Source organism: Teredinibacter sp. KSP-S5-2 (assembly GCF_032773895.1).
GTDB lineage: Bacteria > Pseudomonadota > Gammaproteobacteria > Pseudomonadales > Cellvibrionaceae.
The window spans coordinates 1,946,105-1,961,960 of record NZ_CP120416.1 but is presented as its reverse complement, the minus strand read 5'-3'; the positions used below and the strand labels follow the sequence as shown (position 1 = coordinate 1,961,960).

At 42.6% G+C, this 15,856-nt stretch carries 16 protein-coding genes; 4 read left to right on the top strand and 12 right to left on the bottom strand.

What is annotated here, in order from left to right:
• The first annotated feature begins 460 nt into the window (after positions 1-460).
• On the top strand, positions 461-901 hold the full coding sequence (locus tag P5V12_RS08870; RefSeq protein WP_316956993.1) for a tyrosine-type recombinase/integrase: 441 nt from the start codon (positions 461-463) through the stop codon (positions 899-901).
• A gap of 315 nt (positions 902-1,216) precedes the next feature.
• Here the strand turns inward: P5V12_RS08870 and P5V12_RS08865 are convergent, their stop codons facing one another.
• From P5V12_RS08865 to P5V12_RS08845, 5 genes are all read right to left on the bottom strand, one after another.
• Positions 1,217-1,657 (bottom strand): hypothetical protein, encoded by a 441-nt coding sequence (locus P5V12_RS08865; protein ID WP_316956992.1) that lies wholly within the window; start codon positions 1,655-1,657, stop codon positions 1,217-1,219.
• Between the two features lie 837 nt (positions 1,658-2,494).
• On the bottom strand, positions 2,495-2,854 hold the full coding sequence (locus tag P5V12_RS08860; protein WP_316956991.1) for an SMI1/KNR4 family protein: 360 nt from the start codon (positions 2,852-2,854) through the stop codon (positions 2,495-2,497).
• A gap of 306 nt (positions 2,855-3,160) precedes the next feature.
• On the bottom strand, positions 3,161-3,466 hold the full coding sequence (locus tag P5V12_RS08855; RefSeq protein WP_316956990.1) for a TonB family protein: 306 nt from the start codon (positions 3,464-3,466) through the stop codon (positions 3,161-3,163).
• Positions 3,467-3,730: 264 nt separating this feature from the next.
• Positions 3,731-4,351 carry a hypothetical protein gene (locus P5V12_RS08850; RefSeq protein ID WP_316956989.1) on the bottom strand — a complete coding sequence of 207 codons (621 nt, stop codon included), beginning with the start codon at positions 4,349-4,351 and terminating at the stop codon, positions 3,731-3,733.
• An 84-nt stretch (positions 4,352-4,435) separates the two neighbouring features.
• On the bottom strand, positions 4,436-4,897 hold the full coding sequence (locus P5V12_RS08845; RefSeq protein ID WP_316956988.1) for a DUF3592 domain-containing protein: 462 nt from the start codon (positions 4,895-4,897) through the stop codon (positions 4,436-4,438).
• A 400-nt stretch (positions 4,898-5,297) separates the two neighbouring features.
• On the opposite strand from P5V12_RS08845, the gene P5V12_RS08840 reads away from it, so the two are divergent.
• Positions 5,298-6,344 (top strand): IS110 family transposase, encoded by a 1,047-nt coding sequence (locus tag P5V12_RS08840; RefSeq protein ID WP_316954766.1) that lies wholly within the window; start codon positions 5,298-5,300, stop codon positions 6,342-6,344.
• A 450-nt stretch (positions 6,345-6,794) separates the two neighbouring features.
• Here P5V12_RS08840 and P5V12_RS08835 read toward each other — a convergent pair whose 3' ends face one another.
• From P5V12_RS08835 to P5V12_RS08820, 4 genes are all read right to left on the bottom strand, one after another.
• Positions 6,795-7,145, bottom strand: a complete 351-nt coding sequence (locus P5V12_RS08835) for a hypothetical protein (protein ID WP_316956987.1) — start codon at positions 7,143-7,145, stop codon at positions 6,795-6,797.
• A gap of 300 nt (positions 7,146-7,445) precedes the next feature.
• Positions 7,446-7,751 (bottom strand): hypothetical protein, encoded by a 306-nt coding sequence (locus P5V12_RS08830; protein ID WP_316956986.1) that lies wholly within the window; start codon positions 7,749-7,751, stop codon positions 7,446-7,448.
• Positions 7,752-8,719: 968 nt separating this feature from the next.
• Positions 8,720-9,181, bottom strand: a complete 462-nt coding sequence (locus P5V12_RS08825; protein WP_316956985.1) for a hypothetical protein — start codon at positions 9,179-9,181, stop codon at positions 8,720-8,722.
• Positions 9,182-9,472: 291 nt separating this feature from the next.
• The gene (locus P5V12_RS08820) at positions 9,473-9,697 is read right to left on the bottom strand and encodes a hypothetical protein (protein WP_316956984.1); all 225 of its coding nucleotides are present in this window, start codon (positions 9,695-9,697) and stop codon (positions 9,473-9,475) included.
• A 469-nt stretch (positions 9,698-10,166) separates the two neighbouring features.
• Between P5V12_RS08820 and P5V12_RS08815 the strand changes: the two genes are divergently transcribed.
• Positions 10,167-11,213, top strand: a complete 1,047-nt coding sequence (locus P5V12_RS08815; RefSeq protein ID WP_316954766.1) for an IS110 family transposase — start codon at positions 10,167-10,169, stop codon at positions 11,211-11,213.
• 416 nt (positions 11,214-11,629) lie between these two features.
• Here the strand turns inward: P5V12_RS08815 and P5V12_RS08810 are convergent, their stop codons facing one another.
• Entirely contained in the window at positions 11,630-12,148 is a 519-nt protein-coding gene (locus P5V12_RS08810) for a DUF2569 domain-containing protein (RefSeq protein WP_316956983.1), read from the bottom strand.
• 414 nt (positions 12,149-12,562) lie between these two features.
• Between P5V12_RS08810 and P5V12_RS08805 the strand changes: the two genes are divergently transcribed.
• Positions 12,563-13,609: an IS110 family transposase gene (locus P5V12_RS08805; protein ID WP_316954766.1), complete on the top strand. Its 1,047-nt coding sequence runs from the start codon at positions 12,563-12,565 to the stop codon at positions 13,607-13,609.
• Between the two features lie 458 nt (positions 13,610-14,067).
• Here the strand turns inward: P5V12_RS08805 and P5V12_RS08800 are convergent, their stop codons facing one another.
• A complete protein-coding gene (locus tag P5V12_RS08800) occupies positions 14,068-14,550 on the bottom strand; it encodes a DUF6210 family protein (RefSeq protein WP_316956982.1) in 483 nt (160 codons plus the stop codon).
• A 314-nt stretch (positions 14,551-14,864) separates the two neighbouring features.
• Positions 14,865-15,770 carry a hypothetical protein gene (locus P5V12_RS08795; RefSeq protein WP_316956981.1) on the bottom strand — a complete coding sequence of 302 codons (906 nt, stop codon included), beginning with the start codon at positions 15,768-15,770 and terminating at the stop codon, positions 14,865-14,867.
• Positions 15,771-15,856: the final 86 nt, after the last annotated feature.

Below are 15,856 nucleotides of genomic sequence, written 5' to 3'. Positions count from 1 at the left end.
CACCTATGGATATGCCAGTAAATAGGCCTATGAAGCCGCCAGCAGCGAACCCTAGCATGCCAAATGCTGTACCTAGCGGGAAGCCAAGCCAGGTTAAGCGCGCGCGCCCACCCAGGCCTTTAGTTTCAATGTCTCCACCGTATCTGCGAAACCCCATATCGCTCCTTCTTGTTGGTAGTTCGTTCTCCCATGCTGGATGCCCAATAAGACCGCAACTAAGCGGTTATGCAGCCACAGCTCCATACTTATAACCCAACATCAAGAGGGTTATATCATGTTACATTCTTCGTCACTTGTAAAACCCAATACGCCCTGGAACAAAGGCAAGCTCATTGGGCAAAAGCCACCCCTTAAACTACCTGAAATTTGGGCAATTCGAGTAAGGTTGTAGATCGCGAACAACCGGCGAGATCTGGCCCTATTCAACCTTGCTATAGATAGTAAGCTCAGAAGCTGTGATTTGGTAAAGCTTAAGGTTTCTGATATCTCTCATGGCTCAAGCATTTTAAAGCGAGCGATGGTGATTCAGCAGAAAACCGCCCAACCAGTGCAATTTGAAGTCACTCAGCAGACCAGAGAAGCGCTTGCATCCTGGATTGACTCAAAGCACCTTGCCCATAATGGTTACCTGTTCCCAAGCCGATCTAAGCCGAACAGACCTATATCGACGAGGCAATACAACCGAATTGTTAAATCGTGGGTATCTCAAATAGGTCTGTCGCCTGATGAGTATGCTACGCACTCGTTACGCCGAACAAAGGCTACGCTGATTTATAAGCGAACTAAGAACATTCGTGCAGTTCAGTTGCTTCTAGGGCATACCAAGCTTGAAAGTACGGTTCGTTATCTGGGTATTGAAGTTGATGATGCATTGGAGATGGCAGAGCAGACAGAAACATAAACTTGAGTGGGATCAGCGGCTTTTGAAAAGCCGCTGAAGTGCCAACAGCGGACTATACTTCCGTTTCAAAACCAATACTTTTTATTCTCCAAAGCAGACATTATATTTTTACGCTATTGGTCTTTGACTGGTCCGGCCATGTAGGTTTTATGTTTATTGAATTTGCTCACATTTAAGCCCAGTTTTGTCTTGGATAATTGAAGCAAAATAAACCGACAGATCAACTTTAGATGCTCCCTCGCTATAAGTGGTAAGTTGAAATGTATTATTGGGCTCTTCACGTATATCGTTACTGCGTTCGTGTTGAACTTTTTGTTATACACGAATACTTCTCTTTTCTACTAGAAGTTTTTTTAATTCATAAATTTCATCATCTGAAAAAGAGTGAGAGCATTTTCTACAGTTAAGCTGCCCCCAATAGACATCTTTACTGCATTGCGGGCATGGAGCTACAAAATATTTCTTGTGCGCTCTTGTCAACCTTAGGCTTACAGGGCATAAAACAAAACCGGCTAAGAAAGTTATTATACCTACCCCTATTATTACTGCAAACCCACCACCAGAATGCGCCGTATAGGAATTCATACCCTTGAATCCTACAAACAAAATAAATAGACCAAACAGTAATTGAATTATAGGAGCTAACATCAATACTAGAAATACTTCTGTGAAGCCGCCCTTTTTTGGCATTGAGAAAAAAACTATCAGTATATTTTGTAATAGACACATTAAAATAATGAAAAACAATATAATCATGATGGATCCGTATAACAGGTCGGCGCTCAATGTCACCCAGCAGGGGTGAACTTTTGGAGCAGATTGATAGGCGGACGCGCTCGCCTATTCTTGCCAACCACTTCTTAGATTAAAATTAATTCTTACTCAATTTATAGCACTGCGCGGACAACTATCTGCGACAAAAAATTGAGCACCGACCCGATACATGGCCGAGGTCGCGCTGCGAGCGAGGTCGTGTATCGCTTGTATTTGCGGCAGTTTTGTAGCGAGGAACGAGCGAAAAACTGTTCAAGCCACGCAGTGGCTGGTGCAACATACACATGTTAGGCATTTCTTGCACTAAGTTTATATACGAGAGCCCCAAACACCAACGCCACGACAAACACATGCACATTAACAAGCCACAATGAATAATACTTATAATAAATTGCAAATAACAAAATCGTAACCGCAATAAGTATAAAAAGCGCAACATTGTATTTTATCGGTTCACTTTCAAAAGTGATTTTCCCATTCCCATTCACCTTCTAGTTCACCTACGGGATCCGTTTTTCTCAGTTCGCCCCACAACCCTCGGCAAACAAAATAAAGTAACAGAGTGTACTCAGGAAATCCAAATAACAATGCTCCAATAAGGGAATTTGTTAATTCGTAAATAGTCACCGGAACCAACAAGCAAGCTAACCATAAAGCGATCAGACAAAGCTTATATATAAAGTTCCTAATCATTACTAATCCTTCTTACGCCTAACGCCTTTGACAGCGGCCGAGCGTAGCGAGGTCCAGCCCCGAAGGACGATGCTGCATGGCCTTGTTAGGCTATCAATGTTTTGTCTTGAATTCATTTGCCTTGACCTACAGGTCATGATCAATCCACGCACTGATTATTTCAGGCTTAGTGTCGTAGATGAGCTCTTCTTTAGATAAAGAAGCAATGAACGCTTCTGTGCTTGGCCAAATAAAAATTACATCCCGATCGTCATTTATGTAGACAACCTTTCCTGATTCGGTATCGAGGCAAAAAAGTTCATGCCAGTCACCCTGGAAAGGAATCAAGTTCTCAGGAACTTCCCATTCCTCTCGTAACGTTATGCCGGACTCGATTTCAGCAATTGACCAAAAAGGCAGAGCGATACTTTCTAATTCTGTATCAATTTCTATTGAACAATACTGACCATTAAATGTTTCGACTTTTGAAAGGAACTCTTTATTCAATCATGCCTCCCTGAAGGCATAACGGGTCGGTGCTCAATGTCACCCCAAGGGGTGAACTTTGGGAGCTGATTGATAGGCGAACGCGCTCGCCTATTCTTGCCAACCACTTCATAATTTAAATTTAATTCTTACTCAATTTATAGCACTGCGCGGACAACTATCTGCGACAAAAAATTGAGCACCGACCCGATTCATGGCCGAGGTCGCGCAGCGAGCGAGGCCGTGTATCGCCATGCCAAGCGGCAAATACGGAGTGGCGAAGCCTCGGAGTATTTGTCCTTGCTTGGGCGCCTTGTTAACTTTTTCCTACTCACACTCACCCTCTATTTCAAAGGTAAATTTCTCTTCATGCCTTTTACCAACAGCTTCTTTATTTGCATACACTGAAACTGATTTTTCGAGATTTTTTATAGCCGCTTCGCCGAACACTCCTTCTGGATATGACTCCACAACTTGGATATTCGATACAATTCCTTCACTAGGAACCTCAAAAGAGAGAACTGCATACCCTTCTACGCAGGCCTCTAGAGCCTCCTTTGGGTAGTATGGAGCCACCTTGGTAGCGAGTACCGTTATTGGTAAAAACAAAACTAATATCAGTACTTTATTCATATTTAAAGTTAACGGGTCGGTGCTCAATGTCGCCCCGCAGGGGTGAACTTTTGGAGCAGATTGATAGGCGGACGCGCTCGCCTATTCTCGCCAACCACTTCTTAGTTTAAAATTAATTCTTTTTCAATTAATCGCGCTGCGCGGACGACTATCTGCGACAAAAAATTGAGCACCGACCCGATACATGGCCGAGGTCGCGCAGCGAGCGAGGCCGTGTATCGCCAACAACAGGCGCGCGCTTTTTGCGTCGCCTGATTGTTTTTGTTAGGATTTTTCATAATTTCCTTCAACCAAATAAGCGTGAATTTTATTAGCTTTGTCACCCTCAGAAAGGTGTACATTTTTTCCACATTTTATTTTCACAAAACTATTACACATAGGGCAATAAGAGAAGCTTAAAACATCATTTTCTTTGAACTCCGAATTAGGCGGTAGGTCTTCCCGAAAATCAACCTCTTTCAGTATTTTGCTTTTATTCGAAAGGATACTGTGGCAGTTTGCACACGCTTCAGAATAAACGTTACCCATTATAATAACACCAACAGGAACACCTATGAGTGAACCAATAACCACGAGAAGTGGTGCAATATGTAAAACATTATAGAATAGGTAGAGTATGCTGATGCTGACAATTACAATCCCCATGCCTATAAATAGATTTTTCGGTGTTGCCTTCTTAATAATTACATGTTTAAGCTGACCGTCAATTTTCCAAAACAAACCCGACAGAAGTATAGGCAAGGCGATTATTGCGGGAATTGCAGGGAATAAGTATAGAGTTGGCTTTCTAGTTTCCTCAATATTATCTGCACCAATCATAAATAGAAAAATACCCGAAAGAATAAACAAAAGAAAACCTATTGCAACTTTTACACCGCTACTCATTAGCTCCTCCTAATAATCCTAACGCTCGGGTAATTTGCGCAGTAAAGCATAGTTTGTGAGCGAAGCGAACTATGCTTTACGGAGTCAGATTGACCCGCTTGTTAAGACTTTATACACCACTATATTCCACCCCGTAAAAAATAGAACATTCACAACATGAAATGATTTAATACCCTTTAATAAAGTGGCTAGCTTTGGGTTTCTCGGGTTTACAAATACTGTGGCACGAGGAGCCATTTTCGTAGCCTCTCTATATGCTGACCACACCAACCATTTGATATTCCAGGAACCAAGCCCAAACCCTATTCTTTTGCCAGTATATCTTCTACCTCGAAATTCATAGGAATATTCAACTTTTGCCTCATACATCAAGTCACCATCACTGTCTCGTGACTCCTCAACACCATGAAATTCAATTTTTCCTGAGACAGTACTCCACGAATTAGCGGCTTGAGACAACAGTATGGAATATAAAGAGTACAAACCACCAACAATCCCTACAGCCACAAAAATCAACTTGATAATGAATTCTATACTTTCCGGCATACTTGCGCCTTAACGGGTCGATGCTCAATATCACCCCGCAGGGGTGAACTTTTGGAGCAGATTAATAGGCGGACGCGCTCGCCTATTCTTGCCAACCACGTCTTACTTTAAAATTAATTCTCTCTCAATTAATCGCACTGCGCAGACAACTATCTGCGACAAAAAATTGAGCACCGACCCGATACATGGCCGAGGTCGCGCAGCGAGCGAGGCCGTGTACCGCCTCAAACACCGGAGTGGTGAAGTTGGCGGCTTTTTTGGTACAAAAAAGGTGACAGCTTTACCAAGTCCGCGTGCTTTGACTTGATACTTATTGATGACCTCCTCCTAAAGATACCAACGGGGGTACCTTCTAAACTTAAATCGCCAAAAGTAAGTTCTCAAAGAAGGAGACCATCACATGAGATTTTATACCAAATCCCACCAATATTACTGTGGAATCGATTTGCATACCAAAACCATGTATGTCTGTATTCTTGATTCCGATGCTAACATATTGATTCATAAGAACATACCAACTCATGGCAAGACATTTCTTAAGCTTCTCTCCCCTTACAGAAACGATATCGTTGTCGGTGTTGAGTGTATGTTTTCCTGGTATTGGTTAGCTGATTTATGTGCCAAAGAAGGCATTGAGTTTATTCTGGGGCACGCTCTGTATATGCGCTGCATACACGGTGGTAAAACCAAGAACGACAAAAAGGATTCTGAGAAAATCGCCCGTATTATGCGTGGAGGTGACTTCCCGCTCGCCTATGCCTATCCAGCCGAACTTCGTCCTATTCGGGACTTGATGCGCCGACGTGCGCATTTGGTACGGATTAAGAGTGAAATTCAAAGTCATATCTCCATCACCAATTACCAGTACAACTTAACGCCCTTTGAGAAGAATATTGTTCACAAAGGCAACCGTGAAGGCATCGCCGATCATTTTCAAAACCCATCGGTTCGACTTAATGTGGAAACGGATATCGCCGTTATGGATCATATTCATGATCAAATTAACCGACTGGAAAACTACATTATTAAACATGCAAAACACTATGATGGAAGAATGCTGTATCGGTTAAAAACCGTACCTGGCATTGGTGATGTGTTAGCCCTCACCATTATGTATGAAGTGCTTTCTATTGACCGATTCCCAACGGTACAAACCTTTTGTTCTTACTCTCGGTTAGTCAAGTGCAGCAAAGAGTCAGCGGGTAAAAAACTAGGCACCTCGGGTTCGAGAATAGGTAATGGCCACTTAAAATGGGCCTTTTCAGAAGCGGCGGCATTATTTATTCGAGGCAACGATCCTGCGAAAAAGTATTTGGACAAATTAACGAAGAAATTTGGCAAGGGAAAAGCGCTTTCTATTCTCGCACATAAACTTGGACGTGCCGTTTACTTTATGATGAAACGAAACGATGTGTTTGATATGAACTATTTCTTTCGAACAGCATAGGTTTTGAGTAGCGTGTCTGAGCTTGTGTGTATAACTGGTGGTGTAGTGCTTAAAAATCCAGAGGCAAAATCATCTGTTTAAGCCTTGAGCTTGTTGTTTGCCTGATTGATATAAGCCAACCCCTTCTGCCTTGATTAGACAGGACACGCTACTCTCCTGACAATGAATTTGACTGCCCCTTATCTGAGCAAGTGTATAACTGGATGCCTATGCAAGCCCGATTTTTTGAACCGCCAGATTAAGGGTAACCAATATGTTTCTAGTAGCGCTTTGGCAAAGCCAAAGCACGCCTAAGAAAACTTAGGCGCGGACTCTCAATAGGTGTTTGGTACAGTCATCAATCCAAATGGGAAATGATTGTCAGTGGTCGAATTATTTTTATTAACTCTTGCTATGTGGGCGAGCGTTTTGGGTTCCTATTGATCTTTGACAGGTTCGGTCATATAGGTGTTAGGCATTCTTTGACCTTTTTCTCGCCGGTTTCTGAAATTCTGATTTTGGAACATTAGCAAGAGCTTTTTTTACGACTGACAGCTCTTCGAATGGACTACCAAAATCAGGGCTAAATTTATAACCACTTTCAAATAATGGCCTCAGTTTTGACCAAGCCTTTATGTCTGAAACTTTGGGGGCTTTGAAAGCCGAGCCCGTTTCATACATTATCGCGGAACACTGTGGGCAAACCACCTCGTATTCTATAGGTTCCCAGTTACCAAACTTATCTTGAGTATACTTATGCTTCTTAAAGACCTTTTTACACTCCAAGCATGCGTAACCAACTGCAATATCTTTCTTGTGCATACCAAGTGCCTAACGGGTCGGTGCTCAATGTCACCCCAAGGGGTGAACTTTTGGAGCTGATTGATAGGCGGACGCGCTCGCCTATTCTTGCCAACCACTTCATAATTTAAATTTAATTCTTACTCAATTTATAGCACTGCGCGGACAACTATCTGCGACAAAAAATTGAGCACCGACCCGATTCATGGCCGAGGTCGCGCAGCGAGCGAGGCCGTGTATCGCCTTTGTAATGGGCCGGAACAAGCTTCGCTTGTGGAGGTCCAGCCCGAAGGGCGATCATTGACAAACTTGTTATGCACTTTACTTTACTGCCCTTTTCTTAATCAGCATTACTGCGACTGTAATTGGCGTAAGTACTGCACAAACAAGAGCAGTTCTAAAAAGCACGCCGAGATAAAAGATAACATCCATATCAGGATTCCCCTCCCAACCGGGCCTTCCCATTTCACTTTGAATCCAAATTACATCTAATACTGGAATACTTAAAATTATTAGCAGATACCCAACAACGAAACCTTTGAAATTCGAACAATAAGGTAAGACCACTGATAAAACCAGCCATGCAATCCAGGTTAAGAAACTATATCCAAGTAATTGACTAAACACAGATTATTCTCATGGAGGCATAACGGGTCGGTGCTCAATGTCACCCCGTAGGGGTGAACTTTTGGAGCAGATTGATAGGCGGACGCGCTCGCCTATTCTTGCCAACCACTGCTTAGCTTAAAATTAATTTTCTCTCAATTAATCGCACTGCGCGGACAACTATCTGCGACAAAAAATTGAGCACCGACCCGATGCATGGCCGAGGTCGCGCAGCGAGCGAGGCCGTGTATCGCCTTGCTAAACCGTGACAAGCACGGAGCACCTTTTGTGTAACACTGAGCGAAGCGAAACACAAAAGGTGAGGAGTGTTTGGCATCGGTTTGAGCACCTTGTTATGTGTGCATTTACACCTCATTATGGAGAGGCAATAACAAAATTAAATAGTGTTTCATAAGCCAATATTAACCAAGCCGCCACAACAACTGTATTTTCTTGCGCAGGATGAGACATAGAAAACCTCGCCACGGCAAAACCCCACACCCACGGGAACAGCAACATTACCACCGCCCCGACACACCTAATTAAAGTGGCAGCCACTCCAGGGTATGTAAACAGCCAAACGTACAGTATATTCACTATTGCAAATATTATTCCCAAGACTGAGGATACCGATACGTTTAAGTTAATTTCTCTCATTAGACCTTAGCTTCCTTACCACATAACGGGTCGGTGCTCAATGTCACCCCGCAGGGGTGAACTTTTGGAGCAGATTGATAGGCGGACGCGCTCGCCTATTCTTGCCAACCACTTCATAAATAAAATTTAATTCTTACCCAATTAATCGCACTGCGCGGACAACTATCTGCGACAAAAAATTGAGCACCGACCCGATACATGGCCGAGGTCGCGCAGCGAGCGAGGCCGTGTATCGCCCGCCACAACCGTATTTATGGAGGGGATTGATTTTTGTTAAAAGCGAAGCGAACAAAAAGCAAACCCCGGAATAAATATCGGCTTGCTGGCGCTTGTTATGCATGACGCCACCTAGATAGTTCTTTCTTAATTCGAATTGCTTCTTTTTTATTTCGAGGTATAAGTACATTGTGCCGTTTACCATCTTTTGTTAGAAGCACTACTGTATATGTCACAACCGGCCCATATCTAGTGTTTTCCTTGGACGTATCAACTCTACTTCGCTTTATATCAGACCTCCTAAACCTATATCTCTTTTTAAATGTTATAGGCTGAATTGGTTTAATATAAAGATAAATATTATCAGCATAAATTGACACTTTTGTAACCACTAAATCTATAGTAAACAACGCCAATCCAGAACACAATATTGCGAGTACTAATACCCATAACTGTGAATTTTCTAGATATTCATGAAATAGTACCGCAGATCCAAAAGTACAAGCGGCCATAGAGCCAATATTTTCTAGGCTATAGCCGTGCGAGTAAAAATATTTTTCTTCTGACTCTTTCTTCATATTCCAGGTGCATAACGGGTCGGTGCTCAATGTCACCCCGCAGGGGTGAACTTTTGGAGCAGATTGATAGGCGGACGCGCTCGCCTATTCTCGCCAACCACTTCTTAGTTTAAAATTAATTCTTACTCAATTTATAGCACTGCGCGGACAACTATCTGCGACAAAAAATTGAGCACCGACCCGATACATGGCCGAGGTCGCGCAGCGAGCGAGGCCGTGTATCGCCTCAATAATGGGCCGGAGCAAGCTCGCTTGCGGAGGTCCAGCCGTGAGGCGCCATTAATTGATTTGTTAGCTGCTTTCTCTATTTTTAAGTAGTTCATTGTGTTTTTTAATGGCCTTAGGGATAGTGAATACAGCATGCAGAAAAATTACGCTAAACAAACCGAATACTATATACCAACCCAAATCATTGAATATAAGATTGCCCACATAAGCGAGGCCAAGGAAAAATACCGGAAATACAATATAACCCACCAGCGATACGCCAGCATTAGGCTCCCTACCATTTTCCATATGAACGATATTGCCCTCTATACAAGATGCATAAACACTTATGACAACTACAACTAATGACAGAACAAATATCAGTATGTAAATACCATCACCTCAATATCTAACTCAGTTTCAGACAGCTAACGGGTCGGTGCTCAATGTCGCCCCGCAGGGGTGAACTTTTGGAGCAGATTGATAGGCGGACGCGCTCGCCTATTCTCGCCAACCACTTCTTAGTTTAAAATTAATTCTTTTTCAATTAATCGCGCTGCGCGGACGACTATCTGCGACAAAAAATTGAGCACCGACCCGATACATGGCCGAGGTCGCGCAGCGAGCGAGGCCGTGTATCGCCCAAATCAGCCGACGCTTTCGGCGGTCGGCTGCATTTGCTTGATACTTATTGATGACCTCCTCCTAAAGATACCAACGGGGGTACCTTCTAAACTTAAATCGCCAAAAGTAAGTTCTCAAAGAAGGAGACCATCACATGAGATTTTATACCAAATCCCACCAATATTACTGTGGAATCGATTTGCATACCAAAACCATGTATGTCTGTATTCTTGATTCCGATGCTAACATATTGATTCATAAGAACATACCAACTCATGGCAAGACATTTCTTAAGCTTCTCTCCCCTTACAGAAACGATATCGTTGTCGGTGTTGAGTGTATGTTTTCCTGGTATTGGTTAGCTGATTTATGTGCCAAAGAAGGCATTGAGTTTATTCTGGGGCACGCTCTGTATATGCGCTGCATACACGGTGGTAAAACCAAGAACGACAAAAAGGATTCTGAGAAAATCGCCCGTATTATGCGTGGAGGTGACTTCCCGCTCGCCTATGCCTATCCAGCCGAACTTCGTCCTATTCGGGACTTGATGCGCCGACGTGCGCATTTGGTACGGATTAAGAGTGAAATTCAAAGTCATATCTCCATCACCAATTACCAGTACAACTTAACGCCCTTTGAGAAGAATATTGTTCACAAAGGCAACCGTGAAGGCATCGCCGATCATTTTCAAAACCCATCGGTTCGACTTAATGTGGAAACGGATATCGCCGTTATGGATCATATTCATGATCAAATTAACCGACTGGAAAACTACATTATTAAACATGCAAAACACTATGATGGAAGAATGCTGTATCGGTTAAAAACCGTACCTGGCATTGGTGATGTGTTAGCCCTCACCATTATGTATGAAGTGCTTTCTATTGACCGATTCCCAACGGTACAAACCTTTTGTTCTTACTCTCGGTTAGTCAAGTGCAGCAAAGAGTCAGCGGGTAAAAAACTAGGCACCTCGGGTTCGAGAATAGGTAATGGCCACTTAAAATGGGCCTTTTCAGAAGCGGCGGCATTATTTATTCGAGGCAACGATCCTGCGAAAAAGTATTTGGACAAATTAACGAAGAAATTTGGCAAGGGAAAAGCGCTTTCTATTCTCGCACATAAACTTGGACGTGCCGTTTACTTTATGATGAAACGAAACGATGTGTTTGATATGAACTATTTCTTTCGAACAGCATAGGTTTTGAGTAGCGTGTCTGAGCTTGTGTGTATAACTGGTGGTGTAGTGCTTAAAAATCCAGAGGCAAAATCATCTGTTTAAGCCTTGAGCTTGTTGTTTGCCTGATTGATATAAGCCAACCCCTTCTGCCTTGATTAGACAGGACACGCTACTCTCCTGACAATGAATTTGACTGCCCCTTATCTGAGCAAGTGTATAACTGGATGCCTATGCAAGCCCGATTTTTTGAACCGCCAGATTAAGGGTAACCAATATGTTTCTAGTAGCGCTTTGGCAAAGCCAAAGCACGCCTAAGAAAACTTAGGCGCGGACTCTCAATAGGTGTTTGGTACAGTCATCAATCCAAATGGGAAATGATTGTCAGTGGTCGAATTATTTTTATTAACTCTTGCTATGTGGGCGAGCGTTTTGGGTTCCTATTGATCTTTGACAGGTTCGGTCATATAGGTGTTAGGCATACTTTCTACGAATGTTGCTTGGACTCTTTTTGAAACAAGCATGTAAGGAACCCAAATGACACTGGCAATCAATGATCTCATAAATTCTTTTGTTGTTTCCGGATCGAACATGGGCTCACCAGGAAATACTTTGGTTACAATCCAAGCGTCCAGAGGAATAAATATTAGGGATGCCGCTACAATGCCTATATATAGTTTGGGGAAAAGATAGTGCTTTGAAAAGAACAGATATATTAGATATACAGAAGCGGCAACCATTATAGTATTAAATGCGATTTCACCTATTAACAGCGAACCAAAATATGGGGTATACGCTTCAGATCCTACCGTAGTTAAAGCTTCCCAAGTTCCATCTTCAAAGATTGGCTTGTAAGTCGGAACAAACGTAGCAAGCAACCTGAACGGACTTATTACAACTCCAATCCCTACCAAGACCAACCAGCCACCTAGTCCTTTTAGTTCATTATTATCAGTCATTATCTATCTTCCTATTAGTTTGCCTAACGGGTCGGTGCTCAATGTCATCCCGCAGGGGTGAACTTTTGGAGCAGATTGATAGGCGGACGCGCTCGCCTATTCTTGCCAACCACGTCTTACTTTAAAATTAATTCTCTCTCAATTAATCGCACTGCGCAGACAACTATCTGCGACAAAAAATTGAGCACCGACCCGATACATGGCCGAGGTCGCGCAGCGAGCGAGGCCGTGTACCGCCTCAAACACCGGAGTGGTGAAGTTGGCGGCTTTTTTGGTACAAAAAAGGTGACAGCTTTACCAAGTCCGCGTGCTTTGACTTGATACTTATTGATGACCTCCTCCTAAAGATACCAACGGGGGTACCTTCTAAACTTAAATCGCCAAAAGTAAGTTCTCAAAGAAGGAGACCATCACATGAGATTTTATACCAAATCCCACCAATATTACTGTGGAATCGATTTGCATACCAAAACCATGTATGTCTGTATTCTTGATTCCGATGCTAACATATTGATTCATAAGAACATACCAACTCATGGCAAGACATTTCTTAAGCTTCTCTCCCCTTACAGAAACGATATCGTTGTCGGTGTTGAGTGTATGTTTTCCTGGTATTGGTTAGCTGATTTATGTGCCAAAGAAGGCATTGAGTTTATTCTGGGGCACGCTCTGTATATGCGCTGCATACACGGTGGTAAAACCAAGAACGACAAAAAGGATTCTGAGAAAATCGCCCGTATTATGCGTGGAGGTGACTTCCCGCTCGCCTATGCCTATCCAGCCGAACTTCGTCCTATTCGGGACTTGATGCGCCGACGTGCGCATTTGGTACGGATTAAGAGTGAAATTCAAAGTCATATCTCCATCACCAATTACCAGTACAACTTAACGCCCTTTGAGAAGAATATTGTTCACAAAGGCAACCGTGAAGGCATCGCCGATCATTTTCAAAACCCATCGGTTCGACTTAATGTGGAAACGGATATCGCCGTTATGGATCATATTCATGATCAAATTAACCGACTGGAAAACTACATTATTAAACATGCAAAACACTATGATGGAAGAATGCTGTATCGGTTAAAAACCGTACCTGGCATTGGTGATGTGTTAGCCCTCACCATTATGTATGAAGTGCTTTCTATTGACCGATTCCCAACGGTACAAACCTTTTGTTCTTACTCTCGGTTAGTCAAGTGCAGCAAAGAGTCAGCGGGTAAAAAACTAGGCACCTCGGGTTCGAGAATAGGTAATGGCCACTTAAAATGGGCCTTTTCAGAAGCGGCGGCATTATTTATTCGAGGCAACGATCCTGCGAAAAAGTATTTGGACAAATTAACGAAGAAATTTGGCAAGGGAAAAGCGCTTTCTATTCTCGCACATAAACTTGGACGTGCCGTTTACTTTATGATGAAACGAAACGATGTGTTTGATATGAACTATTTCTTTCGAACAGCATAGGTTTTGAGTAGCGTGTCTGAGCTTGTGTGTATAACTGGTGGTGTAGTGCTTAAAAATCCAGAGGCAAAATCATCTGTTTAAGCCTTGAGCTTGTTGTTTGCCTGATTGATATAAGCCAACCCCTTCTGCCTTGATTAGACAGGACACGCTACTCTCCTGACAATGAATTTGACTGCCCCTTATCTGAGCAAGTGTATAACTGGATGCCTATGCAAGCCCGATTTTTTGAACCGCCAGATTAAGGGTAACCAATATGTTTCTAGTAGCGCTTTGGCAAAGCCAAAGCACGCCTAAGAAAACTTAGGCGCGGACTCTCAATAGGTGTTTGGTACAGTCATCAATCCAAATGGGAAATGATTGTCAGTGGTCGAATTATTTTTATTAACTCTTGCTATGTGGGCGAGCGTTTTGGGTTCCTATTGATCTTTGACAGGTTCGGTCATATAGGTGTTATGCTTTTAGTCACAATTTTGCCAAACCAAATAGCCAATTCCATCCTTAGTTTGCACAGGAACCCAAGCTTCCATAATTTGATGCTTCCTTTCTCTTTTATCGGAGTAATATAACTTAAGCGGCTCTCTAGTCGTACTTTGCGTTAATTCGTCCTCACTCCAATACGGAATTGACTCCAGTATTTCCTCTAATTTCTTCAATCTATCTGCTGGTAGCTGAGTCGGCCAACTCTCCGAAGCTGGCTCCCCACCACACAAACAATGAGACCCTCTATGAAATACTTCGGTTAGCTCTTCTACACCAACCAAACCATCTTCGAAATTAACTTTTGAACCACCAAGCGGAATATAGTAGCCCTCCACTTCTAACACTACACAATCAGTACCACCACATTGCTGGCTATATGTAACACCAGTTTGACGCTCAAAGATAATACCTATGTAGCTCTCATTGGTCCCATCAGGATCCAAAAATATTTTTTTGTTCATAAATTACGAATTTAGGTGAGCATAACGGGTCGGTGCTCAATGTCACCCCGCAGGGGTGAACTTTTGGAGCAGATTGATAGGCGGACGCGCTTGCCTATTCTTGCCAACCACTTCTTAGTTTAAAATTAATTCTTACTCAATTTATAGCACTGCGCGGACAACTATCTGCGACAAAAAATTGAGCACCGACCCGATACATGGCCGAGGTCGCGTAGCGAGCGAGGCCGTGTATCGCCGCAAATCACCGGCAGTTTAAAGCAGAGCGACGAGGAACGAGGAGCGGCGCTTTAAACTGTCCGAGTGCATTTGCCTTGTTAGATGATGATTTCTTGTGCAATCTTTATTACTCCGAGCATACCGCTAAAAGCCAACCCAATTAACGTAAACGGCTTAAATTTAGAGGAATCTTCCTTCGGTAGATTCTCTGTTGCTACCTGTATCCATTGCACCGCAAATAATCTTCCAATCCATAAAATAAACCTTGCGAAAATCAGGAAGTAAAAAAACAAAAAATACCCAATGGTGGGCAATAAAGTCGTGGATCCATATAACATTGCTTCCGGTTCTCGAGTTTCTGAAAAATCCCACGAAAGAATTGCGATGAAAAATCCAACAATCCGATCCCAATATCTCGGAATATTAAAATAAAAATCTTCAAAGAATCCTGCAAAGTCATTGGTAATATTATGGTCAATAAACGCACCCGAGAACGACAAACAAAGGACTCCAAACAGAAATGCGAGAGCAATATCGAACAGTACAACCAAGATAGAAAATAAATTTATGTTTTTTGTTAGTTTAACAAGCACACTTACCGTAATAATAAACGTTAAACCATCAAAGACGTAGTTAACTGGAAGCAAAATATGGAAATATGATACAAATTCAAATGACTTGTCGAGACCTTCCAGAATTGATCCTTTGCTCAGTATTGCGCCAGAGATTATAGCCGCAGAAGTAATAAATGTGCTTCCAAGCATCATAATTAATAATGATCTCTTGCTAACCCATTTTGTTCCCAGAATGCCATGAACAAAGCCAACACTACTTGAAGCCATAACTTTTGGGAGATTAGGCAAAGTAGTATCTTCGATTTTTAAAAACCATAAACAAAGACGATCATAGAGCTTGTCTTTTTGCCCTGCAGTCATCCAAGTATCAATTAGCACTCCGAAAACTACCGGCAAGGAGGTGACTGCAATTAATAATTTCCAATCCATATGCACCATACGATTTATTGAACATCTAACGGGTCGGTGCTCAATGTCGCCCCGCAGGGGTGAACTTTTGGAGCAGATTGATAGGC